Consider the following 25,669-nt stretch of genomic DNA (forward strand, 5'->3'; position numbering starts at 1 on the left):
CCCTCCACGGTAGGCAGGTCGCGGACGCCCGCGTGACGCGTCCCGTCCCCTGAGACGACACCGATTTGTCTTTCACGCCACGGGTCTGTCAGAATAGTTCGGTTGCTCCGGCTCGATCGCTGGGGTGTCGTTCGTCCGGCCTCTCACGCCGATCCATGACGCGACACCGAAACTGAGATCGAGCTTGTCCCGCTGAAGCGGGTCCAACCACCTAACTCGACACGTGTGTGACGCATGCTCTTCAAACGGCCGCGACACGCCCGACCTCGGGGGTCGGCGGTGGGGAGGAGCCCTTCTCCCTCGATCCGGGGCGAGACTGCGAAGCGAACGAACGTAAAGGACAAGCGAGAGCATGGCGGGACAAAAAATCCGTATCCGGCTCAAGGCCTACGACCACGAGGTCATTGACTCGTCGGCGCGCAAGATCGTCGACACGGTGACGCGCACGGGCGCCAAGGTCGCAGGACCGGTGCCGCTGCCCACCGAGAAGAACGTGTTCTGTGTGATCCGTTCGCCGCACAAGTACAAGGACAGCCGCGAGCACTTCGAGATGCGCACGCACAAGCGTCTCATCGACATCATTGACCCGACGCCCAAGACAGTCGACTCGCTCATGCGCCTCGACCTGCCGGCCGGCGTCGACATCGAGATCAAGCTCTGAGGGGAGCCAGCGACCAATGAGCGACACCAGCACAGCCACCACGCGCGGCCTCCTCGGCCGCAAGCTCGGCATGACCCAGGTCTGGGATGCCGACAACAAGATCATTCCCGTCACGGTCATCGCCGCCGACACCAACGTCGTCACGCAGATCCGCACGCGTGAGACCGACGGCTACTCCGCCGTCCAGGTCGGCTTCGGCGAGATCGACGGCCGCAAGGTCAACAAGCCGGTCAGCGGCCACTTCGCGAAGGCCGGCGTCACGCCGCGTCGTCACGTCGTCGAGATCCGCACCGAGGCCATCTCCGACTACACGCTGGGCCAGGAGATCTCCCCGGAGATCTTCGCCGCGGGCGACGTCGTCGACGTCACCGCGACCAGCAAGGGCAAGGGCTTCGCCGGCGTCATGAAGCGTCACGGCTTCCACGGCGTGGGCGCCTCGCACGGCGCGCACCGCAACCACCGCAAGCCCGGCTCGATCGGTGGCTGCGCCACCCCGGGTCGCGTCTTCAAGGGTCTGCGCATGGCCGGTCACATGGGTGCCGAGCAGGTCACCACCCAGAACCTCAAGGTCCACGCGGTCGACACCGACAAGGGCGTCATCCTGATCAAGGGCGCGGTTCCCGGCCCCAAGGGTGCCCTCGTCGTCATCCGCTCTGCAGTGAAGGGAGCCTGACGATCATGGTCAACACCATCGACGCTCAGCTGCCCGTCGACATCTTCGACGTCCAGACGAACATCCCGCTGATCCACCAGGTCGTCGTCGCGCAGCTCGCGGCGGCTCGCCAGGGCACGCACAGCACCAAGTCGCGGGGCGAGGTGTCCGGCGGTGGCAAGAAGCCCTACCGCCAGAAGGGCACCGGCCGCGCCCGTCAGGGCTCGATCCGCGCACCCCAGTACAACGGTGGTGGCATCGTGCACGGCCCGACGCCGCGCGACTACTCGCAGCGCACCAACAAGAAGATGAAGGCCGCCGCCCTGCGCGGAGCCCTCTCGGACCGCGCTCGCACGGGTCGCCTGCACGTCGTCGAGAGCATCGTGGGCGGCGACAAGCCGTCGACGAAGCTCGCGCTGGCGACGCTGCTCGAGCTCACGCCGCGCCCCCGCGTCCTGATCGTCGTCGACCGTGACGACACCGTGACGGCGCTGAGCCTGCGCAACCACGACCACGCGAACATCCTGACGTTCGACCAGCTCAACACGTACGACGTGCTGAAGGCCGACGACCTGATCTTCACGCAGGCCGCGTTCGACGCCTTCGTGGCGGCGCGCTCGACCGAGGGCGTCGAGACGGTCTCGCTGAGCGCCCACGCGACCGAGGTGTCCAAGAACGACAAGGCTCCCGGCGCTCCCAAGAAGGCTGCCGCCAAGAAGACGCCCGCCAAGAAGGCCGCTGCGGCCACGGTCGTCGAGACCCCCGCCGCCGAGGCCGACGAGGCCCCGGCCGCCGAGGCCAAGCCGGCCAAGGCGACGGGCACCGCGACGCAGCCCTACGGTCCGGGCTCGAAGGCGCCCCTCAAGAGCGGCAACGCTCCCAAGGGCCACGAGATCAAGGGCAACGAGGACTCGATGAAGTACCACGAGCCCGACACCCAGTGGTACGACTCGACGGTCGCCGAGGTCTGGTTCGACTCCGCCGAGACGGCCGAGGCCGCCGGCTTCACGAAGGCAGGAGACGCCTGATGAGCACGATCTACAAGGACCACCGCGACGTTCTGATCGCGCCGGTCGTCAGCGAGAAGAGCTACGGCCTGCTCGACGACAACAAGTACACGTTCGTGGTGCACCCCGACGCCAACAAGACGGAGATCAAGATCGCCGTCGAGAAGATCTTCGGCGTCAAGGTCACCGCGGTCAACACGCTCAACCGCAAGGGCAAGACCCGTCGCACCAAGTCGGGTCTTGGCAAGCGCAAGGACACGAAGCGAGCAATCGTCAGTGTCGCTGCCGGTCAGAGCATCGACATCTTCTCGACGCCGAGCGCCTGAGGACTGAGGACACATGGCTATTCGCAAGTACAAGCCGACCACGCCGGGCCGCCGAGGCTCCAGCGTCGCCGACTTCGCCGAGATCACCCGCACCACGCCGGAGAAGTCCCTGGTGGAGCCGCTGCCCAAGAAGGGTGGCCGCAACAACCAGGGCCGGATCACGACGCGGCACCAGGGTGGCGGACACAAGCGCGCCTACCGCATCATCGACTTCCGTCGCTACGACAAGGACGGCGTCCCCGCGAAGGTCGCCCACATCGAGTACGACCCCAACCGCACGGCGCGCATCGCGCTCCTGCACTACGCGGACGGCGAGAAGCGCTACATCATCGCGCCCGAGGGTCTCAAGCAGGGCATGACCGTCGAGGCCGGCGTCGGCTCCGACATCAAGGTCGGCAACAACCTGCCGCTGCGCAACATCCCCGTCGGAACGCTGCTGCACAACATCGAGCTCCGCCCCGGTGGCGGCGCGAAGATGGGCCGTTCGGCCGGCGTCCGCGTCCAGCTCGTCGCGAAGGAGGGCGCCAAGGCTCAGCTGCGTCTGCCCTCCGGCGAGATGCGCTACGTCGACGTCCGCTGCCGCGCCACGATCGGCGAGGTCGGCAACGCCGAGCAGTCCAACATCAACTGGGGCAAGGCAGGCCGCAACCGCTGGAAGGGCAAGCGCCCGACCGTCCGTGGTGTCGCCATGAACCCGGTCGACCACCCGCACGGTGGTGGTGAGGGCAAGACGTCCGGTGGACGTCACCCCGTCTCCCCGTGGGGCAAGCCGGAGGGCCGCACGCGCAAGCGCAAGGCCAGCGACTCCCAGATCGTCCGCCGCCGCAAGTCCGGCCGCTGAGCCGGAACCAGGAGAGAATCGATATGCCACGCAGTTTGAAGAAGGGTCCGTTCGTTGACGGGCACCTCGAGAAGAAGGTCGACGTCCAGAACGCGGCCGACACGCACACCGTGATCAAGACCTGGTCGCGCCGCTCGATGATCCTGCCGTCCTTCATCGGACACACGATCGCCGTGCACGACGGCCGCAAGCACGTGCCCGTGTTCATCACGGACTCGATGGTGGGTCACAAGCTGGGCGAGTTCGCCCCGACCCGCACGTTCCGCGGTCACGAGAAGGACGACCGGAAGGCGAAGAGGCGATGAGTGCAGCTACCCGTGAGAACATCAGCGCGCGTCGCGAGCGCCTGCTGGGCGACGAGCCCGGCGCGTTCGCCGTGGCGCGGTTCGTGCGCGTCACCGCGCAGAAGTCGCGCCGCATCGGCGACCTGATCCGCGGCGAGTCCGTGGACAACGCCCTGGCCACCCTGCAGTTCGCGCCGCAGGCCGTCGCCGAGGTCTTCTACAAGCTCGTCGACAGCGCTGCTGCCAACGCCGAGTCGACCGAGGGCCTCGACCGCTCCTCGCTGATCATCACGACGGTCCACGTCGACGAGGGTCCGACGATGAAGCGCTGGCGTCCGCGCGCCAAGGGTGCGGCCAACCGCATCCTCAAGCGCAGCAGCCACCTGACCGTCGTCGTCCAGCCGGCCGACTTCGTCGAGGGCAAGCGCCTCGCCGCTGCCTCCAAGAACTCCAAGAAGAAGGGCGGGAACCGATAGTGGGACAGAAGATCAACCCTCACGGGTTCCGACTCGGCATCTCCACCGATCACAAGAGCCGTTGGTACGCCGACAAGCTCTACAAGAGCTACGTCGGTGAGGACGTCCAGATCCGCAAGATGCTCACCAAGGGCATGGACCGCGCGGGCATCAGCCGTGTCGAGATCGAGCGCACGCGTGAGCGTGTCCGCGTCGACATCCACACCGCTCGTCCCGGCATCGTCATCGGCCGCCGTGGCGCCGAGGCCGACCGCATCCGCGGCGACCTCGAGAAGCTCACGGGCAAGCAGGTGCAGCTGAACATCCTCGAGGTCAAGAACCCCGAGATGGACGCGCAGCTGGTGGCCCAGGGCGTCGCCGAGCAGCTCTCGGGTCGCGTGCAGTTCCGTCGCGCGATGCGCAAGGCCATGCAGTCGACGATGCGTTCGGGCGCCAAGGGCATCCGGATCCAGTGCTCGGGCCGCCTCGGTGGCGCCGAGATGTCGCGCTCGGAGTTCTACCGCGAGGGCCGCGTGCCCCTGCACACGCTCCGCGCCGACGTCGACTACGGCTTCTACGAGGCCAAGACGACCTTCGGCCGCATCGGCGTGAAGGTCTGGATCTACAAGGGCGAGGTCGCGGGCACCCGCGCCGAGCGTGAGGCCGAGGCGGCCAAGCGCGCAGCCGCGCCCGGCAGCAACCGTCGTCCCGCCCGTGGCGGAGCCGCCGGTGGCGCGCGTCGTCCCGAGCGTCCCGCTCGCGACGAGGCCGCTCCCGCCGCGACCGACGCCGCTGCTGCCGCTCCGGCCGAGGCACCCGCCGAGGCCGTCGCCGCTACTCCTGCAGGGGAGGGTTCCTGATGTTGATGCCCCGTAGGGTCAAGTACCGCAAGCAGCACCACCCCGCTCGTCGCGGCGCCGCCAAGGGTGGCACCGAGCTGGCGTTCGGCGACTTCGGCATCCAGTGCATCAGCGCTGCGTACGTGACGAACCGCCAGATCGAGTCCGCTCGTATCGCCATGACGCGTCACATGAAGCGTGGCGGCAAGGTGTGGATCAACATCTACCCCGACCGCCCGCTGACCAAGAAGCCCGCCGAGACCCGCATGGGTTCGGGCAAGGGCTCGCCCGAGTGGTGGGTCGCGAACGTCAAGCCCGGCCGCGTCATGTTCGAGCTGTCCGGCGTCGACGAGAAGACCGCCCGCGAGGCCACGCGCCTCGCGATCCACAAGCTGCCCATGAAGGCACGCTTCATCTCCCGAGAGACAGGTGACCTGTGATGGCTGCAGTGACCACCGCCGCCGAGCTGCGCGCCGTGAGCGCCGAGGACCTGGCCGAGAAGCTGGCCGAGTCCAAGGAAGAGCTGTTCAACCTGCGCTTCCAGAACGCCACGGGTCAGCTCGACAACACCGCCCGCCTGCGCGCGGTCCGCAAGGACATCGCCCGCATCTACACCGTGATGCGTGAGCGCGAGCTCGGCATCGTCGAGGGGGCAGAGGCATGAGCGACGACAAGAAGGCAGAGACAGTGACCAACGATCGCACCGCGCGCAAGACCCGTGAGGGTCTCGTCGTCAGCGACAAGATGGACAAGACCGTCGTGGTCAACGTCGAGGACCGCGTCAAGCACGCGCTCTACGGCAAGGTCCTGCGACGCAACATCAAGCTCAAGGCTCACGACGAGTCCAACGCTGCCGGCATCGGCGACCGGGTCCTGATCATGGAGACCCGTCCGCTCTCGGCGACCAAGCGTTGGCGCATCGTCGAGATCCTCGAGAAGGCCAAGTAGGAGACGACAGATGATTCAGCAGGAGTCTCGACTCAAGGTCGCCGACAACACCGGTGCGAAGGAAATCCTCTGCATCCGTGTCCTCGGTGGCTCGGGCCGTCGTTACGCGGGCATCGGCGACACGATCGTCGCCACCGTGAAGGACGCCATCCCCGGCGGAAACGTCAAGAAGGGCGATGTCGTCAAGGCTGTCGTCGTGCGCACCGTCAAGGAGCGCCGTCGTCCCGATGGTTCGTACATCAAGTTCGACGAGAACGCAGCCGTCATCCTCAAGGCGGACGGAGACCCGCGCGGCACGCGCATCTTCGGCCCCGTCGGCCGTGAGCTTCGCGACAAGAAGTTCATGCGCATCATCTCTCTCGCACCGGAGGTGCTCTGACATGGCCCGCAAAGGCACCGTCAGCATTCGCAAGGGTGACCAGGTCAAGGTCATCGCCGGCAAGGACAAGGGCGTGACCGGTTCGGTCATCGAGGTCCTCGCCGAGCACGATCGCGTCATCGTCGAGGGCGTCAACCGCGTCAAGCGCCACACCAAGCCCTCGCAGGCTGGTGGCGTCGGCTCGGGCGGCATCATCACGAGCGAGGCGCCGATCCACATCTCGAACGTCATGCTGCTCGCCGACAAGGAGCCGACCCGTGTCGGCTACCGCCGCGACGACGTCACCAAGACGCGTCCCGACGGCTCGACCTACTCGGCCCAGCGCAGCGTCCGCATCGCCAAGAAGACCGGAAAGGAGATCTGACATGGCAGACGACACCACCACCACGACCGCCACGGCCGCACCGCGTCTGAAGACGCGGTACCGCGAGGAGATCCTCCCGGCCCTGCGTGACCAGTTCGGCTACGACAACGTGATGCAGGTTCCCGGCCTCACCAAGATCGTCGTCAACATGGGCGTCGGCGAGGCCGCCCGCGACGGCAAGCTGATCGAGGGCGCGATCCGCGACCTCACCGCCATCACGGGACAGAAGCCGCAGGTCACCAAGGCCCGCAAGTCCATCGCCCAGTTCAAGCTGCGCGAGGGCATGCCGATCGGCACGCACGTCACGCTGCGCGGCGACCGCATGTGGGAGTTCCTCGACCGTCTGCTGACGCTCGCGCTGCCCCGCATCCGCGACTTCCGCGGCCTGAGCCCCAAGCAGTTCGACGGCCGCGGCAACTACACGTTCGGTCTGACCGAGCAGGTCATGTTCCACGAGATCGACCAGGACAAGATCGACCGCTCGCGCGGCATGGACATCACGGTCGTCACGACGGCGGCCAACGACGACGAGGGGCGCGCGCTGCTCAAGCTGCTCGGCTTCCCCTACAAGGAGAACTGACATGGCGAAGACTGGTCTCAAGGTCAAGGCCGCGCGCAAGCCCAAGTTCGCCGTGCGCGGCTACACCCGCTGCCAGCGGTGCGGCCGTCCCCGCTCGGTGTACAAGAAGTTCGGCCTGTGCCGCATCTGCCTGCGCGAGATGGCGCACCGCGGCGAGCTGCCGGGCATCACCAAGAGCTCCTGGTAGCACCAGGCCTCTCGGCACCACATACCCCTCACACGTCGTAGGTCCCCTCCCACTCCCGTCGAGCTCGCTCGACAGCCCGAGGACGAGACGGAAACCGCGGCGAGAAATGGAACACATGCAATGACAATGACCGATCCGATCGCAGACATGCTCACGCGTGTCCGCAACGGCAACCAGGCGTACCACGACAGCGTGGCCATGCCCTACTCCAAGCTGAAGGCCGGCGTCGCCGAGATCCTGAAGCAGGAGGGCTACATCACGTCGATCGACGTCGCCGAGCCCGCCGAGGGCGAGGTCGGCAAGACGCTGACCATCACCCTCAAGTACGGCCCGCACCGCGAGCGCTCGATCGCCGGCATCCGCCGCATCAGCAAGCCGGGCCTTCGCGTCTACGCGAAGTCGACCGGACTTCCCAAGGTGCTCGGCGGACTCGGTGTCGCCATCATCTCGACCAGCCAGGGTCTGCTCACGGACCGCCAGGCCAACCAGAAGGGCGTAGGCGGAGAAGTCCTCGCCTACGTCTGGTGAGAGGGGTCTGACACATGTCACGCATCGGCAAGATTCCCGTCACGATCCCGTCCGGCGTCGAGGTCACCATCGAGGGCCAGGACATCCGCGTCAAGGGCCCCAAGGGCGAGCTGTCGCACACCATCGCCGAGCCGATCACGGTCGCCAAGGACGAGGACGGCGCACTGTCCGTCGAGCGTCCCAACGACGAGCGCAAGAGCAAGGCCCTCCACGGCCTCTCGCGCACGCTGATCAGCAACATGGTCGTCGGCGTCACCGAGGGATACGAGAAGAAGCTCGAGATCGTCGGCGTCGGTTACCGCGTCGCGCTCAAGGGCCCGACCGAGCTCGAGTTCGCGCTCGGGTTCAGCCACCCGGTCGTCGTCAAGGCGCCCGAGGGCATCACGTTCGCCGTCGAGAAGCCCACCGCGTTCTCGGTCATCGGCATCGACAAGCAGGCCGTCGGTGAGGTCGCCGCGAACATCCGCAAGATCCGCAAGCCCGAGCCCTACAAGGGCAAGGGCGTCCGTTACGCCGGCGAGCACGTGCGTCGCAAGGTCGGAAAGGCTGGTAAGTAGTCCATGGCTATCTCGATCAGGCACAACAAGAGCGTCAAGGGTCGTACGGCATCGCGTCTGCGCCGCCAGATCCGTGGTCGCAAGAAGATCCACGGCTCGGCCGAGCGTCCGCGCCTCGTCGTCACCCGCTCCAACAAGCACCTCGTGGCCCAGGTCGTCGACGACCTCCAGGGACACACGCTGGCATCGGCGTCCACGATGGAGGCCGACCTGCGCGGGCTCGACGGTGACAAGACCGCCAAGGCCAAGCGTGTCGGCGAGCTCGTGGCCGACCGCGCCAAGGCCGCCGGTGTCGCCACCGTGGTCTTCGACCGCGCCGGCAACAAGTACGCGGGACGCGTCGCGGCTCTGGCCGACGGCGCCCGCGAGGGCGGACTGGAGTTCTGATGACGAAGGTCAACACCACTGAAATTCTCTCAATCGTGAGGAGTGCCGCATGAGCGGGCAGCAGCGCCGCGGAGGCGGAGGCGGACGGGGCCGTGACAACGGTCGCGGCGCCGAGAAGTCGCAGTACATCGAGAAGGTCGTCACGATCAACCGTGTCGCCAAGGTCGTCAAGGGTGGTCGTCGCTTCAGCTTCACCGCCCTCGTGATCGTCGGCGACGGCGACGGTCAGGTCGGCATCGGCTACGGCAAGGCCAAGGAAGTTCCCACCGCGATCTCCAAGGGTGTCGAAGAGGCCAAGAAGTCCTTCTTCCGCGTCCCCCGGATCCAGGGCACGATCCCGCACCCGGTGCAGGGCGAGAAGGCGGCCGGTGTCGTCTTCCTGCGTCCCGCATCGCCCGGTACCGGTGTCATCGCCGGTGGCCCGGTGCGCGCCGTGCTCGAGGCTGCTGGCGTCCACGACGTCCTCAGCAAGTCGCTGGGCTCGTCCAACGCGATCAACATCGTCCACGCGACCGTGGCGGCCCTGCGCCTGCTCGAGTCGCCCGAGGACGTCGCATCGCGTCGCGGCCTGACGGTCGAGCAGGTCGCCCCGGCGGCCCTGCTGCGGGCCGGCAAGGAAGGCATCGCCGAGGCCAAGGCCAAGGCTGACGCCGGAGCGGGTGTCTGATGGCGAAGATCCAGGTCACCCAGATCAAGTCGGGCATCGGCCGCAAGCCCAACCAGCGCGAGACGCTGCGTTCGTTGGGTCTCAAGCGGATCGGTGACGTCGTCGTCAAGGAAGACCGTCCGGAGATCCGCGGCATGGCTGAGTCCATCCCGCACCTCGTGGACCTCAAGGAGGTTGATTGATCATGGCGCTCAAGCTGCACCACCTGCGCCCCGCCCCCGGAGCCAAGACCGCCAAGACCCGCGTGGGTCGCGGTGAGGCCTCGAAGGGCAAGACGGCCGGACGCGGAACCAAGGGCACCAAGGCCCGCTACCAGGTTCCCGCCGGCTTCGAGGGTGGACAGGTTCCCATCCACATGCGACTGCCGAAGCTGAAGGGGTTCAAGAACCCGTTCCGCGAGGAGTACCAGGTCGTCAACCTCGACCGCATCAACGAGCTCTACCCCGATGGTGGTGACATCGACGTCGCGTCGCTGGTCGCCAACGGAGCGGTCCGCAAGGGTCGTCCGGTCAAGGTCCTCGGACAGGGCGACATCACCGTCAAGGTCCAGGTCACGGCGAACAAGTTCTCCGCCTCGGCCAAGAGCAAGATCGAAGCAGCCGGCGGTTCCACCACCGTGCTGTGATCCTGAAACGGCGGAATCCTCCCTCGGAGGGTTCCGCCGTTCTGGGTGACTGTTAGAGTCACACCGCGGGCGAGAGCCCGCTTTTGTCCGTTCTACCCACGCACGCAAGTGCACGAGGAGGATCACGGTGCTCAGCGCCTTCGTCCACGCCTTCCGGACGCCCGACCTGCGGAAGAAGATCCTCTTCGTCCTGTTCGTCATCGTCCTGTTCCGACTCGGCTCGACGATGCCCGCGCCGGGCATCAACGTCGGCAACGTCCAGGACGCCGTCCAGGCCGCCTCGACGGGTGAGAACAGCAGCCTGTTCGCGCTGATCAACGTCTTCTCCGGCGGTGCCCTGCTGCAGCTGACGGTGTTCGCGCTGGGCATCATGCCCTACATCACCGCGAGCATCATCCTGCAGCTGCTCGTCGTGGTGATCCCTCGGCTCGAGGCCCTCAAGAAGGAGGGCCAGGCCGGGCAGACCAAGATCACGCAGTACACGCGCTACCTGACGCTGGGCCTGGCGATCCTCCAGGCGACCGGCATCGTCGCGCTGGCCCGCAGCGGCAACCTGTTCGGCGGCGCCGAGCAGGGCCGCCCCCTGCTCTACAACCCCGACAGCATCCTGTCGTTCCTGCTGATCGTGCTGACGATGGTCGCCGGAACCGCCGTGATCATGTGGCTGGGCGAGCTCATCACCGACCGCGGTGTCGGCAACGGCATGTCGATCCTGATCTTCACGCAGGTCGTCGCGACGTTCCCGGGCGCCATGTGGCAGATCAAGCAGACCAAGGGCTGGACGACCTTCGTCGCGGTCATCGCGATCGGCCTGGTCATCGTCGCCGCGGTGATCTTCATCGAGCAGGCGCAGCGCCGCATCCCGGTGCAGTACGCCAAGCGCATGGTCGGGCGTCGCATGTTCGGCGGCTCCTCGACGTACATCCCGCTCAAGGTCAACCAGGNCAACTCGGGTGCGCCATGGGCCACCTGGATCAACGACAACTTCGTCAAGGGCGACCACCCGCTGTACATGGCGACGTTCTTCCTGCTGATCGTGTTCTTCACGTACTTCTACGTGTCGATCACCTTCAACCCCGAGGAGGTCGCCGACAACATGAAGAAGTACGGCGGCTTCATCCCCGGCATCCGTGCTGGTCGCCCGACCCAGGACTACCTGGGCTACGTGCTGAGCCGCATCACGGCTCCCGGTGCGCTGTACCTCGGCCTGATCGCGCTGATCCCGATGATCGCCATCGCGGCGATCGGGGCCAGTCAGAACTTCCCGTTCGGCGGCACGACGCTGTTGATCATCGTCGGCGTCGGCCTCGACACGGTCAAGCAGATCGAGAGCCAGCTGCAGCAGCGCAACTACGAAGGGTTCCTGAAGTAAAATGCGACTCCTCATCATGGGCCCGCCGGGGGCGGGCAAGGGAACACAGGCCGTCGGACTGGCCGAGCGCATCGGTGGGGCGCACATCTCGACGGGCGACATCTTCCGTGCGAACGTCCGCGACCAGACCGAGCTCGGGCAGACCGCCCAGCGCTTCATGGACGCGGGCGAGTACGTGCCCGACGAGGTCACCAACGCGATGGTCAAGGACCGTCTGGCCCAGTCCGACGCGACCGAGGCGTTCATCCTCGACGGGTACCCGCGCACGGTCGACCAGGTCTCGACGCTCGACGGCATCCTCGCCGAGCTGGGCGCACCGCTCGACGGCGTCATCGAGCTCGTCGTCGATCCCGAGGAGCTCATCCAGCGGCTGCTCAAGCGCGCCGAGACGTCCGGTCGGGTCGACGACACCGAGGACGTCGTGCGGCACCGCCAGGAGGTCTACACCGCCGAGACGGCCCCGCTGCTCGAGGTCTACGGATCGCGCGGTCTGCTGATCAAGGTCGACGGCGTCGGCGAGGTCGACGAGGTCTCGCGCCGCATCGACGCCGCCCTCCCGTCGTAGGCTCGGGCCGCTGATGTTCGACCGCGGCATCGAGATCAAGACCCCCGACCAGATCGCCACGATGCGCGAGGCCGGCCTGGTCGTGGGACGCACCCTCGAGCTGCTCCGCGCCGAGGCGCGGGCCGGCATGACGACCCGTGACCTCGACGCGATGGCGCACCAGCACATCCTCGACGCGGGCGCCACGTCGAACTTCCTGCACTACGGCGCGCACGGCCCCTCGGGCGAGGGCGGCTTCGACGGCGTCATCTGCACGTCGGTCAACGACGAGGTCGTGCACGGCGTCCCCGGCTCCCGGGTGCTGCGCGACGGCGACATCATCTCGATCGACTGCGGGGCGATCGTCGACGGCTGGCACGGCGATGCCGCGACGACCATCGCGATCGGCGAGGTGCCCGATGACGTCGCCGCCCTGATGCGCGTCACCGAGGACGCGATGTGGCGCGGCATCGCGGCGGCCGCGCTGGGTGGCCGCGTGGGCGACATCAGCCACGCGATCGAGACCGCCGTCGACGCCGCCGGAGACTACGGGATCGTCGAGGGCTACACGGGCCACGGCATCGGCTCGGCGATGCACCAGGCGCCCGACGTGCCCAACTACGGACGTCCGCGGCGCGGTCCCAAGCTCGTGAAGGGCATGGCCCTGGCCGTCGAGCCGATGGTGACCCTCGGCGGTGGTGCCACCCGCACGCTGGCCGACGACTGGACCGTCGTGACGACCGACGGCTCGCGGGCGGCGCACTTCGAGCACACCTTCACGCTGACCGACACCGGGACGTGGGTGCTGACGGCGCTCGACGGCGGCCGTGAGCGACTGGCTGCGCTGGGCGTGCCCTATGGGGGACACTGACCGGATGAGGATCCTCGCCGCACCAGCCGCCACCGTCGCGCTGCTGCTGGCGAGCGCCTGCGGATCCGACGCGGGGTCGGGGGCCACGAGCCCCGAGGACGCCGTCTCGCGCTTGATGGCGGCCCTCGAGGACGGCAGCTGCCCCGACGTGCAGGACGTCGTGGTGACGCCCGACCTGGTCGACTGCGAGCAGGTCGGGACGCTGCGCGGCAGCTATGCCGACGACGGCGTCGACCTCGACGACGTGTCGCTGTCGGCCGGCGAGGTCGTCGACGACAGCTCGTCGGTCACGGCCGACCTCGGGGCGGGCCAGGACGCCGAGACGTGGCAGGTCGAGCGCGTGGACGGCTCCTGGAAGGTGCTGTTCGACTCCGAGGAGTGACGCCGCGGCGTCAGCGCACCGTGAGGGTCTTGGTCTTCTCGGTCGAGGCGACGCGCGAGGTGCCGCCGTAGCCGAGCCGGTACGTCTGACGGCCGGTCGCCTGTCGGGTCAGCGTGAACGTCGCGCGCCCCTTGGTGACCTTGACGGCACGGGTGCGGCCGGCCGGGTCGACGACCGTGAGCGATCCCGACAGCGGCGCCGAGCCGGTCGCCCTGACCGTGACGGTGAACGCGATCCGGCCGCTGCCGCCGGCGACGGCCCTGACGGACATCGACGACGCCGTGCGGGTCCTGCGGACGGCCGGCGTCGTCGCGGTCAGGGCCGTGTACCCCGAGGCCTTGTAGGTGACGGTGGCCGACAGGCGCCGTCCGACGTCGGTCTTCGACACCTTGCGGGTGCGCCCCGTGGCGCCCGAGATGGCCCTGCCGTCGCGCAGCCACTGGTAGCGGACCGAGGCGCCGGAGGGCGACACGGTGCCCGGCGAGACGCTGAGGACCGTCCCGACGCCGGGGGAGCCGGTGATGCGGGGGCCGGACGACAGCGTGATGCGTCCGGTGGCGACCGCCGACGTCGACGACGAGGTGGCCGTCCGCGAGGCGAAGCCCGGGCGCTTGGCCGTGACCCGCACGCGGATCGTCTGGCCGCGCTGGCGGCTCGTGGGTGTGAAGGTCTGCGCCGTGGCTCCCGAGACGGCGGTGCCGCCGGCGAGCCACTGGTACGACGCGGTGACGGTGGGCGACCACGAGCCGGGCGACGCGGTGAGCGGCGAGCCGACCCGCGGGGTCCCGCTGATGCCCGGCGCGGACGATCGGGTGAGGGTGCCCGCGGCGACGGCGGCGGTGGGCCGCGAGACGGCCGTCGCCGAGGTGTAGCCGGCGCGCGTGGCCGTCACCTGGACGACCAGGGCCCGGCCGGCGTCGGCCGACCGAGCGGCGTACGTCGAGCCGGTCGCCCCGTTGACGGCGGTCGCGCCGGAGAACCACTGGTAGGTGAGCACGGCGTCCTTGCGGGACCAGGTGCCGGGCGACGCGGTCAGCGTCTGGCCGACCTTCGCGCTGCCGGTGACCGACGGCGCCACCGTCGACGTCAGGGTGCCGGGGGACACCACCGCGGGCGCCGACACCGTGCGGACGGCGGGTGAGCCCGAGCGGTAGCCCGAGACCTGGACGCTCAGGGAGCGTCCGAGCATCGACGACGTCGGGGCGAACGTCTTGGCGGTGGCCCCCGCGACGGGCGAGCCGTCGAGCAGCCACTGGTACCCGTAGCTGTCGGGGGTGGGGTTCCACGAGCCGACGGACGCGCTCACCGACCTGCCGACCGTGGGCGCGCCGTTGATCGCCGGCTGGGACGTGCTGGCGGGGGCCGGGGGCGTGAAGTGGATGATCCCGTCGGGCCAGCCCTTGCCGTCCTTGGTGATCTTGCGCCAGTCGAAGGCCCCGCTCCAGTTGGACTCCGACACCCAGATCTCGGTCGAGGAGACGACCTTCTCGATGTAGGCGACGTGGTTGCCGGTCTTGCCCCACCACGCCACGGCGCCGACCGCGGGCTTGGAGTCGGTCACCGACGCCATCGCGGTGCCCCAGTCGCGGGCGTTGCCGACGCCGGGCGCGGGGCGCTTGGTCGACATGCCGTTGGTCGTGATGAGCCGGTACGCGACGTAGTTGGTGCAGTTGGTGCCGGTGTACATGTTCCAGTAGCTCGTGTTCCTGGCCGAGGCGTAGCCCGCGTGCGAGTAGCCCTTGCCGCTGCACCCCGTGTACGTCGTGCACAGCACGGTGTACGCCGCCTGCGCCGGAGCGATCGGCACGAGCAGGGCGGCGAAAAATAGCACGACGAGTGCGATCCGGGTGTGCGACACGCCGACACTCTACGTGACGGATGGGGCGCGTGTGACTCGATGAGGCGAGATCATCGTGCGGACCCGCCCCGGACCGTCGTCAGCGGTGCATCTCCATCGTGCAGCACTTGACGCTCCCGCCGGACTTGATGAACTCGCCGAGGTCGACCGGCACGGGGGTGTAGCCCCGGTCGCGCAGGCTCGCGGCCAGCTCCGTGGCGGCCGTCGGCAGCACGACGTGGTGCCCGTCGCTGACGGCGTTGAGCCCCAGCACGAGGGCGTCGGCCTCGGAGCAGATGATCGCGTCGGGGAACAGGTCGCGCAGCGTCCGCTGGCTGTGCCGGCTGAACGCGCCGGGGAAGTACGCGATGTCCGCGGGGGCCTGGCCGTTGCCGTCGTCGAGGATCGCGATCGCGACGTCGAGGTGGTAGAACCGCGGATCGACGAGCTCGAGCGAGACGACCGGACGGTCGAGGGCGTCGGCGGCCTCGATGTGCGCCTCGAGCGACGTGCGGAAGCCCGTCCCGGCCAGGACCATCGAGCCGAGCGCCAGGAAGTCGCCCTCGCCCTCGTTGGTGCGGCCGGGCTCGGTCACGTGGTAGCCGTTGGCCGTCAGCCACGCGGCGTAGGCGCCGCCCTCGGCGGCGCGCTCGGGGTGGCGGAACTTGGCGCCGTACGCCCGTCCGCCGATGACCAGGCCACCGTTGGCGGCGAAGACCATGTCGGGCTGGCCGGGCAGCGGGTCGATCAGGTCGACGCGGTGCCCGAGGCTCAGGTACGTGTTGCGCAGGACCTCCCACTGCAGGCGTGCCCGATCGACGTCGACCGGCACGGTGACGTCCATCCACGGGTTGATCGCGTACGCGACCTCGAAGTGCGACGGCGTGCACATCAGGTAGTGGCGGGGGCGCGGTGCGCGGATCGCCTCGACGGGGAGGGGGGCTGCTGCTGATCGGGTGTCGAGAACGGTCAAGGTGAGGCCTCCGGGGGTGAGCTCAGGCAGTGACTCTGCGCAATGGACCCAGCGTAGGGGCGGCGGGCGGACGCCGACGAATCCGAAATGCCCTTCGGTGCAGCGATATCTTGCGTAGTGATGGAACCGATGAAGGATTCTTGCAAGACTGGTCTCATGGACGATCTCGACCGCCAGCTCATCGGATGCCTGCTCGAGGACGGCCGGGCCACCTACGCCGCGATCGGCGACCGCATCGGCCTGTCGTCGCCCGCGGTGAAGCGGCGCATGGACCGGCTGGTCGCCGACGGCGTGATCGCCGGGTTCACCGCGATCCTCGACCCGCACCTGGTCGGCTGGACGACCGAGGCCTACGTCGAGGTGCACTGCAAGGGCACGATCTCGCCCGACGAGCTGCGCGCGGCGTTCGGCCGCGTGCCGGAGGTGCACGCCGCGGCGACGGTCTCGGGCGCCGCCGACGCGATCCTGCACATCGTGGCCAAGGACGTGCGGGATCTCGAGCGGGCGCTCGAGCGCGTCCGGGTCGAGACCGACAACGTCGACCGCACCGAGACCGCGATCGTCCTGTCGCGCCTGATCGACCGCCACGGCCCCGGCCAGGCGGGGTTCAGACCTCCCGACGAGGTCCCAGCCGGCTGACAGCAGGACCCGGGGAGCCTGCCGGTCGCGGACGCGGGGGCCGGGGCGATTTGAGTCTGCCGCCCCCGTGGGCGTAGAATCGGGAGTCGGCCTTTTCAGGCGCGCACACCCATGTCACGACACCCGCTCCGGCGGCGTGCGGGGTGCGTCCCGGCCGGAGCCACACAGCATCACAGTGACATCACAGGCAGTGCAACCAAAGAAGAGGTCATGGCGAAAAAAGAAGGCGTCATCGAGATGGAAGGTGCCGTGGTCGAGGCTCTTCCCAACGCGATGTTCCGTGTGGAGCTGGCCAACGGTCACAAGGTCCTCGCGCACATCAGCGGCAAGATGCGTCAGCACTACATCCGCATCCTTCCCGAGGACCGGGTCGTGGTGGAGCTTTCGCCGTACGACCTCTCCCGCGGACGCATCGTCTACCGCTACAAGTAAGACCGCTCCACCTCAACATCCACGCATCGATCCCCAAGAGAGAGAATCTCGATGAAGGTCAACCCGAGCGTGAAGAAGATGTGTGACAAGTGCAAGGTGATCCGTCGCCACGGCCGCGTCATGGTGATCTGCGAGAACCCGCGCCACAAGCAGCGCCAGGGCTGAGCAGGCACATCCGCTTCACAGCAAGAGCAGCACGCAACATCTGAACGCTCCCGTCGCACCCGGTCCACCCGACCGGACCGCGGCGGGTCACCCCCGGAAGCGTAGGCCGGGGCCCGGCTCCAGGTCACCGAAGACCTGGGAGGCAGCCGGGACGCATCAGGTGACCACACCTCGCAGAACGGAAGGAATCGCCTACATGGCACGCCTCGTAGGAGTCGACCTCCCGCGCGAAAAGCGCATCGAGATCGCACTCACGTACGTCTTCGGCATCGGCCGCACCCGCGCCACCGAGACCCTCGCAGCAACCGGCATCAGCCCGGACAAGCGAGTCCACGAGCTCGACGACAACGACCTCGTAGCGCTCCGCGATCACATCGAGGCGAACTACCAGACCGAGGGCGACCTGCGTCGCACGGTCACGGCAGACATTCGCCGCAAGATGGAGATCGGCAGCTACCAGGGCCGTCGCCACCGTGCGCACCTGCCCGTTCGTGGCCAGCGCACCAAGACCAACGCGCGCACCCGCAAGGGCCCCAAGCGCACCGTCGCCGGAAAGAAGAAGTGATAGCGCATGCCTCCTAAGTCAGCTGGCAAGAAGGTCCGCCGCAAGGAAAAGAAGAACGTCGCTGCGGGCGAAGCCCACATCAAGAGCACGTTCAACAACACCCACGTCACGATCACCGATCCCACCGGTGCCGTGATCTCCTGGGCCTCCGGCGGAACCGTCGGATTCAAGGGCTCGCGCAAGTCGACTCCGTTCGCGGCCGGCATGGCCGCCGAGTCGGCCGGTCGCCAGGCGATGGAGCACGGGATGAAGAAGGTCGACGTCTTCGTGAAGGGCCCCGGTTCGGGCCGCGAGACGGCGATCCGGTCGCTGAGCGGAGTCGGCCTCGAGGTCGGCACCATCTCCGACGTGACCCCCAGCCCCCACAACGGCTGCCGTCCCCCCAAGCACCGTCGTCTCTGACGACCGCTTGCCCTGAACACACAGTCCTAGGAGTTATCACCCATGGCCCGTTACACCGGACCTCTCACCAAGAAGTCGCGCCGTCTCGGCATCGACCTCGTCGGTGGTGACGCTGCTTTCGAGAAGCGTCCTTACCCTCCCGGCCAGCACGGCCGCGCGCGCGTCAAGGAGTCGGAGTACCGCAACCAGCTGCTCGAGAAGCAGAAGGCGCGCTACACCTACGGAGTGCTCGAGAAGCAGTTCCGCAAGTACTACGAGCTCGCGTCGCGTCGTCCCGGCAAGACCGGTGACAACCTGCTCCAGATCCTGGAGTCGCGCCTCGACAACGTCGTCTACCGGGCCGGTTTCGCCCGCACGCGTCGTCACGCCCGTCAGCTCGTCAACCACGGGCACTTCATCGTCAACGGCGTCAAGACCGACATCCCGTCGTTCCAGGTGAGCAAGCACGACATCATCGACGTCAAGCCCAAGTCGCTGGAGACCACGCCGTTCATCGTCGCGCGTGAGACCCACGACAAGGACACGGTCCCCGGCTGGATCGACGTCGCCCCCGAGCGCGGACGCATCCTCGTCCACGCCCAGCCCGTTCGCGAGCAGATCACGGTTCCGATCCAGGAGCAGCTGATCGTGGAGTTCTACTCCAAGATCTGATCCCCCCAGTCGCTGGTCACCCCTGCAGGGGTGACCAGCGCGCGACCCGAGCCTTCAAATAGAGGTCGGCCCGGAAAGGAAACACCACATGCTGATCGCCCAGCGCCCCGCCCTGTCCGAAGAGGTCGTCGACGAGTTCCGTTCGCGGTTCGTCATCGAGCCCCTCGAGCCCGGCTTCGGCTACACCCTCGGCAACTCGCTGCGTCGCACGCTGCTGTCGTCGATCCCCGGTGCGGCCGTCACCTCGATCAAGATCGACGGTGTCCTGCACGAGTTCTCGACGATCCCCGGCGTGACCGAGGACGTCACCGAGATCATCCTGAACCTCAAGGAGCTCGTCGTCTCGTCCGAGAACGACGAGCCCGTCGTGATGTACCTCCGCAAGGAGGGTGAGGGCGCCGTGATGGCCTCCGACATCCAGCCCCCGGCCGGTGTCGAGGTCCACAACCCCGATCTGCACATCGCGACCCTGAACGCCAAGGGCAAGATCGAGATCGAGCTCGTCGTCGAGCGTGGCCGCGGCTACGTCTCGGCCGTGCAGAACAAGTCCGGTGACGAAGAGATCGGCCGCATGCCGGTCGACTCGATCTACTCGCCGGTCCTCAAGGTGACGTACAAGGTCGAGGCCACCCGCGTCGAGCAGCGCACCGACTTCGACAAGCTCGTCATCGACGTCGAGACCAAGAAGTCGATCCTTCCCCGCGACGCCATCGCGTCGGCCGGCTCGACCCTGGTCGAGCTGTTCGGCCTGGCCCGCGAGCTCAACGTCGAGGCCGAGGGCATCGACATCGGCCCCAGCCCCGTCGACGAGCAGCTCGCCGCCGACCTGGCCCTGCCGATCGAGGACCTCAACTTCACGGTGCGGTCGTACAACTGCCTCAAGCGCGAGGGCGTCCACACCGTGGGCGAGCTCATCACGCGCTCGGAGCAGGACCTGCTCGACATCCGCAACTTCGGTTCCAAGTCGATCGACGAGGTCAAGGCCAAGCTCAACGAGATGGGTCTCGCGCTCAAGGACAGCCCGGCCGGGTTCGACCCGACCGCGGCCATCGACGCCTACGACGACGACGCCAGCTTCGCCGAGGACGAGCAGTACTGACGTACTGCCCGACCACGGCACCTCAGCCCGATTGATTCTGGAGACACACCATGCCCACCCCCACCAAGGGACCCCGCCTCGGCGGTAGCCCGGCTCACCAGCGCCTGATCCTGGCCAACCTCGCGCAGAACCTGTTCGAGCACGGCAAGATCACGACGACCGAGGCCAAGGCCCGCCGTCTGCGCCCCTACGCGGAGTCGCTCATCACCAAGGCCAAGACCGACACGGTGGCCAACCGCCGCCAGGTCGTCAAGGTCATCCGTGACAAGAGCATCCTGCACACGCTGTTCACCGAGATCGGTCCCGCCATGGCGACCCGTCCCGGCGGCTACACGCGCATCACGAAGGTCGCGCCGCGCAAGGGCGACAACGCCCCCATGGCCGTCATCGAGATCGTGGAGGCCAAGGAGTTCGGCGCCCAGAACCAGATGCCGAAGAAGTCCGCCTCGCGCGAGGCTGCTCCGGTCGAGGCCGAGCAGACCCCCGTCGTCGCCGACGAGGACGCCCCGTCCGACGACCTCGGCACCGATCACGACGTGGTCGAGGCCTCCGAGGACGCCCCCGCGGCAGCCGAGACGGTCGAGAGCTCGACCGACGCCCCGGCCGAGGACGACGCCAAGTAGTCACCCGCCCCACCACGAACGCCCGTCACCGCGAGGTGACGGGCGTTCGTGCGTCCGGCCGGGCGCCGTGAAACTAGATCGTTACACCCGCGGTCGTCGCGCGCGGGTGCCAGGTCGTCGGACGAAACGTGCGGGCAACCTCGCGCTCGTACGGTTCCCCCTTCGGGGACGTACGAGACGACCAGAGGACCCACGTGAGACCACACACCACAGCGATGCGGCGCCGCGCCGCCCTCGTGAGCACGGCAGCGCTCGCCATGATCGGCACGGGGCTCGCCACCGGCGCGGCATCGGCCGAGGAGAAGGCCCCGTCGGCCGGCTTCTTGGCCCCGTACTACACGCAGGGAGACCTGACCGGCGACTCGCAGGTCGACCGGACCGACCTCGACCGGCTGACGGCCGCGGTCGGCACCGGCTCGGCCGATGCGGGCTGGGACGCCGTGTCGGCGGCCGACTACGACGGCGACGCGACCATCACGCTCGCGGACGTCACGCGGCTCTCGCAGCGCATCCTCTACGACGACGGCCCGTTCGAGCTCGTCGAGGCGTCAGCCGTCGACATGCAGAAGGCCATGAACGCCGGCGTCACGAGCTCGGTCGAGCTGACCCGGGACTACCTCGAACGCATCGCGACGTACGACAAGCTGCCCTTCGCGCAGTTCGCGAACCGCTACCTGAACTCGATCATCACGACCAACCCGGACGCGCTGACGGCCGCGGCGGCCAGCGACGCGGCCCGCACCGCCCGCGGCGGCCCCCGCAGCATGCTCGACGGCATCCCGATCGTGCTGAAGGACAACTACGACACCAAGGACATGCCCACGACCGCCGGATCCGGCGCGTTCGAGGCCAACCAGACCTCGGACGACGCCACGATGGTCGCCGAGCTGCGCGACGAGGGAGCCGTGATCCTGGCCAAGGCCAGCATGGACGAGTTCGCGATCAACCTGACCTCGCAGATCTCCGTCGGTGGCACCACGACCTCGGTCTACAGCCCCTACAACCTGAACCAGACGTCGGGCGGATCGAGCGGCGGCACGGGGGCGTCGATCTCGAGCAACCTCGGCGCGATCGGGTTCGGCACCGACACGGGAGGCTCCATCCGGGTCCCGTCGTCGTACAACCAGCTCGTCGGCATCCGCCCCACGGTCGGACTCACGAGCCGGTCCGGCATCGTGCCGCTCGCGCTGTCGCAGGACACCGGCGGGCCCATGGCGCGGTCCGTCACCGATGCGGCCGTCGCCCTCGACGCCGTCGCGGGCGCCGATCCGGCCGACCCGATCACGTCCGAGTCGAACGGCAGGATCCCGGCGTCCTACACGTCGTACCTCGACCCGACGGCGCTCAAGGGCAAGCGCCTGGGCTACATGCAGAGCACGATCGGGACGAACGCGACCGTCGTGCGGCTGTTCAACCAGGCCGTCGCGGACCTGCGGGCCCAGGGCGCCGAGGTCGTCGTGCTGACCGACAGCCTCTCGACCGTCGGCGGGTACGCCAGCGGCAGCACCAACGAGTTCCGGCACGACCTGCAGACCTACATCGACGACCACCTGGGCAAGGACGTGCCCTACCGCTCGCTCGACCAGATCGCGCGGTCCGGCAAGGTCGTGACGGGCCGTGGATCGGCCGACGGATCGGGCAACGGGACCTACACGGCCCGCGCCAGGGTCACCGAGGAGCAGTACCAGACGTACATCGCGACCCACCGCGCCGAGATCGCCAACGGCGAGGCGATCATGACCAAGATCCTCGACGACAACCGGATCGACGCCCTGATCTACCCGACGGGCTCGACCTACGGGACGATCGGCACGAACCTGCGGCTGAGCCCCAACAGCGGCATGCCCGCCGTGACGGTGCCGATGGGCCAGGCGGTCGCGACCGACGGCACCAACCCCATCGTCGGCGCCAACGTCAACCTCGAGTTCCTCGGACGCAACTACTCCGAGGGCCCGTTGATCGGCCTGACGTACGCCTACGAGCAGGCGACGCACCACCGCACGACGCCGGCCAGCTACCCGGGGCTGACCCGATGAGGCGCCCCGGCACGACCGCAGCGACGACCACCCGAGGAAGGCAGGACCGATCCATGAGCGCGATCACGCAGCGAGGTGCCGCGGTGGCGGCCGCCGGCACCGCCCTGGCCCTGGCGCTCGGTGCGCTGGCGGCCACGGGCGCCGCGGCCGACGACGAGCAGCCGTACGCCGTCACGGTCTCCGACGCGACCGTCACGATCGGCGACCGCGTCGAGGTCGCGGTGGCCGCCGACCGCATCGAGGACGTCTACGCGTACTCGATGGAGCTCGGCTACGACCCGGCGCTGCTCGCCTACGTGGGCGACAGTGCCGGCACGGAGATCAGCGGCGCGACGTACGAGCGGCAGACGCCCGGCGAGGTCGTCGTGACGCACACCAAGCTCGGCACCTCACCCGCGACGACGGGCGACGACGTCACCCTGGTCACCGCGACGTTCACCGCGATCGCCGACGGCACCGCGACCGTCACGGCGAGCGACCTGACGTCGGTGACGAGCTCGGCGTCGAGCACGACGACCCCGGTCGTCGGCTCGGCCCGGCTCGCGATCGCCAGGAAGGCCGCGCCCGTCGCGACGTCGGCCCCGAGCATCTCCGGGACGGCGAGGGTCGGATCGGTCCTGGCCGGCGACCCCGGTCGCTGGGACGTCGACGGCCTGCAGTTCGCCTACCAGTGGTCCGTGGCGGGTGTGCCCGTCGCGGGTGCGACGGGTCCGACGTTCAGGGTGCCGGCGTCCGCCGCGGGTGACTCGGTGACGCTCGGCGTGACGGCGTCGAGGACCGGGTACGAGACCGGCACCGCGACGGCGAGCAGCGCGGTCGTGGCGAGGGCGTCGACGCGGACGTCGCTGTCGGCGAGTCCCCGGACGCTGAAGCCCGGGCGGAAGCTGACGACGAAGGTCCGGGTCTCGGCACCGGGAGTCGTGCCGACCGGCACGCTGACGTACACGTACCGAGGCAGGACCGTCCGCCAGCGCGTCGCGCTGGTCGACGGCCGGGCGACGATCACGTTCCGTCCGGAGGTCGGGGGACGGCACACCCTGGCCGTCAGGTTCGTCCCGTCGAAGGGGTTCGGCGCCAGCACCGACTCGGTGAGGATCCGCGTCAGGCGCTAGCCGTGCCGCCGGCGCCCGTCACCGCGAGGTGGCGGGCGCCGCGGTGCGCTCAGGGGCGGCGCACCTCGAGGAGGCGGAAGCCCTTCTCGCTGCCGATGCGGGTGGTGGGCCACCCCTGCTCGCCCAGCCAGCGCTGCAGCGAGTCCGCACCGAGGTTGCGGCCCACGACGAGCCGGGCCGTGCCGTCGGGTGAGAGGCGGGGCAGCCACCGCAGCAGGAGGTCGTGCAGGGCCTGCTTGCCGATGCGGATCGGGGGGTTCGACCAGAGGTGGTCGACGACCAGGTCGTCTGGCACCTCGTCGGGCAGGACGGCCCGGACGTCGGCGCCGAGGCGCTCGGCGTTGAGCCGGGTCAGCTCGAGCGCCCGCTCGTTGACGTCGACGGCCCAGACCGTGCGGCCGGCCGGGTCGTCGGCGGGGGCGGCCGCGACCGAGCACGCGATCGGACCCCACCCGCAGCCGAGGTCCAGCACGACCCCGGACGTCGGGGGAGTGCTCGCGCCCAGCAGCACCGCGGTGGCCTTGTCGAGACCGCCGTGCGAGAACACGCCACTGGCCGTCGTGAAGGTCAGCTCGCGCCCCCAGACGACGGCCGTGACGTCCTGGCGGCGGTCGTCGCTGGAGGGGGTCCGGTCGAAGTAGTGGTCTGCCACGACGCCAGTCTCCCAGTGCTCCGACGAAGAAAGTCCGGCGGATCGTCAACGCGGACGCCTCCCGATGGGTATACCCGTGTGAGGCCGGCACCGTTGCCGTCCCGGACATCGGAGGAACACATGCGCCAGCGCACACGTCATCTCATCGCTCTCGGAGCCGTCACGGCCCTCACCGCCGGCAGCGGCCTGGCCGCCGTCGGATCGGCCCAGGCCGCGACGTCCACGATCCCCAAGTCCGCGCTCGGACTGTCGTCCAACGGCAAGAACCTGACGACGTTCAGCCTGACGACGGGCAAGCGCACCAAGGCCCTCGGCCAGGCCAAGGGCCTGGTCGGCGACGTCCGCCTGATCGGCATCGACGAGCGTCCGGCCGACCACAAGGTCTACGCCGTCGGCGACAAGGGCGGCATCTACGTCGTCAACCGTGGCAACGGAGTCGTCCGCAAGGTCTCGCAGCTCAGCGTCGCGCTCGAGGGCACGTACTTCGGCGTCGACTTCAACCCCGCCGCGGACCGCCTGCGCATCATCAGCGACACGGGCCAGAACCTGCGCCACGACGTCTCGCAGCCCGCGCCCACGACCGCGGTCGACGGTCCGCTGAACTACGACGGCACGGTCGCGACGGGCGTCACGGCGGCCGGCTACACCAACAGCGACAACGACCCCTCGTCGGGCACGACGCTGTTCAACCTCGACATGACCCGCGACCAGGTCGTGCAGCAGGTCCCGGCCAACTCCGGCAACCTGCTCGTGTCGGGCCCGTTCGGACCGCGTCAGGGACCCGTCGCGGGCTTCGACGTCGTGGGCACGAACTCGGGCACGCGCACCGCCGACAACACCGGCTTCGCGTCGATCCGCCCGACGGGCGGCGGACTCGCGACGCTGTACCGCGTCAACCTGCTGAGCGGGAAGTTCACCAAGGTGGCAAAGTTCGACAAGGACATCGCCGACCTCGCCATCCCGCAGCCCCGCTGACCGGGGACGCTGCCTGAGCGGGCGACGGCCTCGTACGTCGACGCACAGGAGC

At 68.7% G+C, this 25,669-nt stretch carries 39 protein-coding genes and 1 pseudogene; 37 read left to right on the forward strand and 3 right to left on the reverse strand.

Annotation, left to right across the window (positions count from 1 at the left end):
• The first annotated feature begins 352 nt into the window (after positions 1–352).
• From rpsJ to ASD10_RS06300, 26 genes and pseudogenes are all read left to right on the forward strand, one after another.
• Positions 353–661, forward strand: coding sequence for a 30S ribosomal protein S10 (gene rpsJ / locus ASD10_RS06180; RefSeq protein WP_012923688.1), 309 nt, complete (start codon positions 353–355; stop codon positions 659–661).
• 16 nt (positions 662–677) lie between these two features.
• Positions 678–1,334, forward strand: coding sequence for a 50S ribosomal protein L3 (gene rplC, locus ASD10_RS06185; protein WP_056606159.1), 657 nt, complete (start codon positions 678–680; stop codon positions 1,332–1,334).
• A 5-nt stretch (positions 1,335–1,339) separates the two neighbouring features.
• Positions 1,340–2,341 carry a 50S ribosomal protein L4 gene (gene rplD, locus ASD10_RS06190; protein ID WP_056606164.1) on the forward strand — a complete coding sequence of 334 codons (1,002 nt, stop codon included), beginning with the start codon at positions 1,340–1,342 and terminating at the stop codon, positions 2,339–2,341.
• A complete protein-coding gene (rplW, locus tag ASD10_RS06195; protein ID WP_056606167.1) occupies positions 2,341–2,646 on the forward strand; it encodes a 50S ribosomal protein L23 in 306 nt (101 codons plus the stop codon). The genes rplD and rplW overlap by 1 nt, the downstream gene beginning before the upstream one ends.
• Before the next feature lie 13 nt (positions 2,647–2,659).
• The gene (rplB, locus tag ASD10_RS06200) at positions 2,660–3,487 is read left to right on the forward strand and encodes a 50S ribosomal protein L2 (protein ID WP_056606170.1); all 828 of its coding nucleotides are present in this window, start codon (positions 2,660–2,662) and stop codon (positions 3,485–3,487) included.
• 23 nt (positions 3,488–3,510) lie between these two features.
• Positions 3,511–3,792 carry a 30S ribosomal protein S19 gene (gene rpsS / locus ASD10_RS06205; RefSeq protein WP_056606173.1) on the forward strand — a complete coding sequence of 94 codons (282 nt, stop codon included), beginning with the start codon at positions 3,511–3,513 and terminating at the stop codon, positions 3,790–3,792.
• Entirely contained in the window at positions 3,789–4,247 is a 459-nt protein-coding gene (gene rplV / locus ASD10_RS06210) for a 50S ribosomal protein L22 (protein ID WP_082556053.1), read from the forward strand. Before rpsS ends, rplV begins: the two co-directional genes overlap by 4 nt.
• The gene (gene rpsC, locus ASD10_RS06215; protein WP_056606178.1) at positions 4,247–5,086 is read left to right on the forward strand and encodes a 30S ribosomal protein S3; all 840 of its coding nucleotides are present in this window, start codon (positions 4,247–4,249) and stop codon (positions 5,084–5,086) included. Before rplV ends, rpsC begins: the two co-directional genes overlap by 1 nt.
• Positions 5,086–5,505, forward strand: a complete 420-nt coding sequence (gene rplP, locus ASD10_RS06220) for a 50S ribosomal protein L16 (RefSeq protein ID WP_056606181.1) — start codon at positions 5,086–5,088, stop codon at positions 5,503–5,505. Before rpsC ends, rplP begins: the two co-directional genes overlap by 1 nt.
• A complete protein-coding gene (rpmC, locus tag ASD10_RS06225) occupies positions 5,505–5,729 on the forward strand; it encodes a 50S ribosomal protein L29 (protein WP_056606182.1) in 225 nt (74 codons plus the stop codon). The genes rplP and rpmC overlap by 1 nt, the downstream gene beginning before the upstream one ends.
• On the forward strand, positions 5,726–6,013 hold the full coding sequence (gene rpsQ, locus ASD10_RS06230; protein WP_056606185.1) for a 30S ribosomal protein S17: 288 nt from the start codon (positions 5,726–5,728) through the stop codon (positions 6,011–6,013). The genes rpmC and rpsQ overlap by 4 nt, the downstream gene beginning before the upstream one ends.
• A gap of 10 nt (positions 6,014–6,023) precedes the next feature.
• Positions 6,024–6,392 (forward strand): 50S ribosomal protein L14, encoded by a 369-nt coding sequence (rplN, locus tag ASD10_RS06235; protein WP_056209423.1) that lies wholly within the window; start codon positions 6,024–6,026, stop codon positions 6,390–6,392.
• 1 nt (position 6,393) lies between these two features.
• The gene (gene rplX, locus ASD10_RS06240; protein ID WP_056606188.1) at positions 6,394–6,756 is read left to right on the forward strand and encodes a 50S ribosomal protein L24; all 363 of its coding nucleotides are present in this window, start codon (positions 6,394–6,396) and stop codon (positions 6,754–6,756) included.
• Between the two features lies 1 nt (position 6,757).
• Positions 6,758–7,336: a 50S ribosomal protein L5 gene (rplE, locus tag ASD10_RS06245; protein WP_056606190.1), complete on the forward strand. Its 579-nt coding sequence runs from the start codon at positions 6,758–6,760 to the stop codon at positions 7,334–7,336.
• Position 7,337: 1 nt separating this feature from the next.
• Positions 7,338–7,523 (forward strand): type Z 30S ribosomal protein S14, encoded by a 186-nt coding sequence (locus ASD10_RS06250; RefSeq protein WP_056209415.1) that lies wholly within the window; start codon positions 7,338–7,340, stop codon positions 7,521–7,523.
• A gap of 120 nt (positions 7,524–7,643) precedes the next feature.
• Positions 7,644–8,051 (forward strand): 30S ribosomal protein S8, encoded by a 408-nt coding sequence (rpsH, locus tag ASD10_RS06255; RefSeq protein WP_056606194.1) that lies wholly within the window; start codon positions 7,644–7,646, stop codon positions 8,049–8,051.
• A gap of 14 nt (positions 8,052–8,065) precedes the next feature.
• Positions 8,066–8,608 carry a 50S ribosomal protein L6 gene (rplF, locus tag ASD10_RS06260; RefSeq protein WP_056606197.1) on the forward strand — a complete coding sequence of 181 codons (543 nt, stop codon included), beginning with the start codon at positions 8,066–8,068 and terminating at the stop codon, positions 8,606–8,608.
• Positions 8,609–8,611: 3 nt separating this feature from the next.
• Positions 8,612–8,995, forward strand: coding sequence for a 50S ribosomal protein L18 (gene rplR / locus ASD10_RS06265; protein WP_056606200.1), 384 nt, complete (start codon positions 8,612–8,614; stop codon positions 8,993–8,995).
• 49 nt (positions 8,996–9,044) lie between these two features.
• Positions 9,045–9,662: a 30S ribosomal protein S5 gene (gene rpsE, locus ASD10_RS06270; RefSeq protein ID WP_056606204.1), complete on the forward strand. Its 618-nt coding sequence runs from the start codon at positions 9,045–9,047 to the stop codon at positions 9,660–9,662.
• A complete protein-coding gene (gene rpmD, locus ASD10_RS06275; RefSeq protein ID WP_056606208.1) occupies positions 9,662–9,844 on the forward strand; it encodes a 50S ribosomal protein L30 in 183 nt (60 codons plus the stop codon). The genes rpsE and rpmD overlap by 1 nt, the downstream gene beginning before the upstream one ends.
• Before the next feature lie 2 nt (positions 9,845–9,846).
• Positions 9,847–10,287, forward strand: coding sequence for a 50S ribosomal protein L15 (gene rplO, locus ASD10_RS06280; RefSeq protein WP_056606211.1), 441 nt, complete (start codon positions 9,847–9,849; stop codon positions 10,285–10,287).
• A 127-nt stretch (positions 10,288–10,414) separates the two neighbouring features.
• Positions 10,415–11,231: preprotein translocase subunit SecY (locus ASD10_RS06285; RefSeq protein WP_235501769.1), on the forward strand; the 817-nt coding region annotated here is incomplete at its 3' end.
• A gap of 1 nt (position 11,232) precedes the next feature.
• A pseudogene (locus ASD10_RS19320) lies at positions 11,233–11,659 on the forward strand (preprotein translocase subunit SecY); the annotation flags it as partial.
• Position 11,660: 1 nt separating this feature from the next.
• On the forward strand, positions 11,661–12,224 hold the full coding sequence (locus tag ASD10_RS06290) for an adenylate kinase (protein WP_056606216.1): 564 nt from the start codon (positions 11,661–11,663) through the stop codon (positions 12,222–12,224).
• 13 nt (positions 12,225–12,237) lie between these two features.
• Positions 12,238–13,074: a type I methionyl aminopeptidase gene (gene map, locus ASD10_RS06295; RefSeq protein WP_192167559.1), complete on the forward strand. Its 837-nt coding sequence runs from the start codon at positions 12,238–12,240 to the stop codon at positions 13,072–13,074.
• A gap of 4 nt (positions 13,075–13,078) precedes the next feature.
• Entirely contained in the window at positions 13,079–13,456 is a 378-nt protein-coding gene (locus ASD10_RS06300; RefSeq protein WP_056606222.1) for a hypothetical protein, read from the forward strand.
• Between the two features lie 10 nt (positions 13,457–13,466).
• Here ASD10_RS06300 and ASD10_RS06305 read toward each other — a convergent pair whose 3' ends face one another.
• Together ASD10_RS06305 and ddaH are read right to left on the reverse strand one after the other, a co-directional pair.
• Positions 13,467–15,314 carry a CHAP domain-containing protein gene (locus ASD10_RS06305; protein ID WP_056606225.1) on the reverse strand — a complete coding sequence of 616 codons (1,848 nt, stop codon included), beginning with the start codon at positions 15,312–15,314 and terminating at the stop codon, positions 13,467–13,469.
• Between the two features lie 79 nt (positions 15,315–15,393).
• Positions 15,394–16,266 carry a dimethylargininase gene (gene ddaH / locus ASD10_RS06310; protein ID WP_235501770.1) on the reverse strand — a complete coding sequence of 291 codons (873 nt, stop codon included), beginning with the start codon at positions 16,264–16,266 and terminating at the stop codon, positions 15,394–15,396.
• A gap of 156 nt (positions 16,267–16,422) precedes the next feature.
• Between ddaH and ASD10_RS06315 the strand changes: the two genes are divergently transcribed.
• From ASD10_RS06315 to ASD10_RS06360, 10 genes are all read left to right on the forward strand, one after another.
• Positions 16,423–16,905 (forward strand): Lrp/AsnC family transcriptional regulator, encoded by a 483-nt coding sequence (locus tag ASD10_RS06315; protein WP_056606232.1) that lies wholly within the window; start codon positions 16,423–16,425, stop codon positions 16,903–16,905.
• Positions 16,906–17,115: 210 nt separating this feature from the next.
• Positions 17,116–17,337, forward strand: a complete 222-nt coding sequence (gene infA / locus ASD10_RS06320; protein WP_007078610.1) for a translation initiation factor IF-1 — start codon at positions 17,116–17,118, stop codon at positions 17,335–17,337.
• Between the two features lie 51 nt (positions 17,338–17,388).
• Complete coding sequence (gene rpmJ / locus ASD10_RS06325) at positions 17,389–17,502, forward strand: 50S ribosomal protein L36 (RefSeq protein ID WP_056606235.1); 114 nt, start codon at positions 17,389–17,391, stop codon at positions 17,500–17,502.
• A 196-nt stretch (positions 17,503–17,698) separates the two neighbouring features.
• Positions 17,699–18,067, forward strand: a complete 369-nt coding sequence (rpsM, locus tag ASD10_RS06330) for a 30S ribosomal protein S13 (RefSeq protein WP_056606237.1) — start codon at positions 17,699–17,701, stop codon at positions 18,065–18,067.
• 6 nt (positions 18,068–18,073) lie between these two features.
• A complete protein-coding gene (gene rpsK, locus ASD10_RS06335; RefSeq protein WP_056606241.1) occupies positions 18,074–18,469 on the forward strand; it encodes a 30S ribosomal protein S11 in 396 nt (131 codons plus the stop codon).
• Positions 18,470–18,511: 42 nt separating this feature from the next.
• Positions 18,512–19,120: a 30S ribosomal protein S4 gene (gene rpsD / locus ASD10_RS06340; protein WP_056606243.1), complete on the forward strand. Its 609-nt coding sequence runs from the start codon at positions 18,512–18,514 to the stop codon at positions 19,118–19,120.
• 88 nt (positions 19,121–19,208) lie between these two features.
• Positions 19,209–20,219: a DNA-directed RNA polymerase subunit alpha gene (locus tag ASD10_RS06345; RefSeq protein ID WP_056606245.1), complete on the forward strand. Its 1,011-nt coding sequence runs from the start codon at positions 19,209–19,211 to the stop codon at positions 20,217–20,219.
• Positions 20,220–20,269: 50 nt separating this feature from the next.
• The gene (rplQ, locus tag ASD10_RS06350) at positions 20,270–20,842 is read left to right on the forward strand and encodes a 50S ribosomal protein L17 (RefSeq protein ID WP_056606248.1); all 573 of its coding nucleotides are present in this window, start codon (positions 20,270–20,272) and stop codon (positions 20,840–20,842) included.
• Positions 20,843–21,057: 215 nt separating this feature from the next.
• Positions 21,058–22,878: an amidase family protein gene (locus tag ASD10_RS06355; protein WP_056606252.1), complete on the forward strand. Its 1,821-nt coding sequence runs from the start codon at positions 21,058–21,060 to the stop codon at positions 22,876–22,878.
• Between the two features lie 53 nt (positions 22,879–22,931).
• Positions 22,932–23,990: a cohesin domain-containing protein gene (locus ASD10_RS06360; protein WP_056606255.1), complete on the forward strand. Its 1,059-nt coding sequence runs from the start codon at positions 22,932–22,934 to the stop codon at positions 23,988–23,990.
• 49 nt (positions 23,991–24,039) lie between these two features.
• Here the strand turns inward: ASD10_RS06360 and ASD10_RS06365 are convergent, their stop codons facing one another.
• Positions 24,040–24,642 (reverse strand): class I SAM-dependent methyltransferase, encoded by a 603-nt coding sequence (locus tag ASD10_RS06365; protein WP_056606258.1) that lies wholly within the window; start codon positions 24,640–24,642, stop codon positions 24,040–24,042.
• 120 nt (positions 24,643–24,762) lie between these two features.
• Between ASD10_RS06365 and ASD10_RS06370 the strand changes: the two genes are divergently transcribed.
• On the forward strand, positions 24,763–25,617 hold the full coding sequence (locus ASD10_RS06370) for a DUF4394 domain-containing protein (protein WP_056606260.1): 855 nt from the start codon (positions 24,763–24,765) through the stop codon (positions 25,615–25,617).
• Positions 25,618–25,669 lie beyond the last annotated feature (52 nt).

This window comes from Aeromicrobium sp. Root472D3 (assembly GCF_001426485.1).
Taxonomy (GTDB): Bacteria; Actinomycetota; Actinomycetes; order Propionibacteriales; family Nocardioidaceae; genus Aeromicrobium.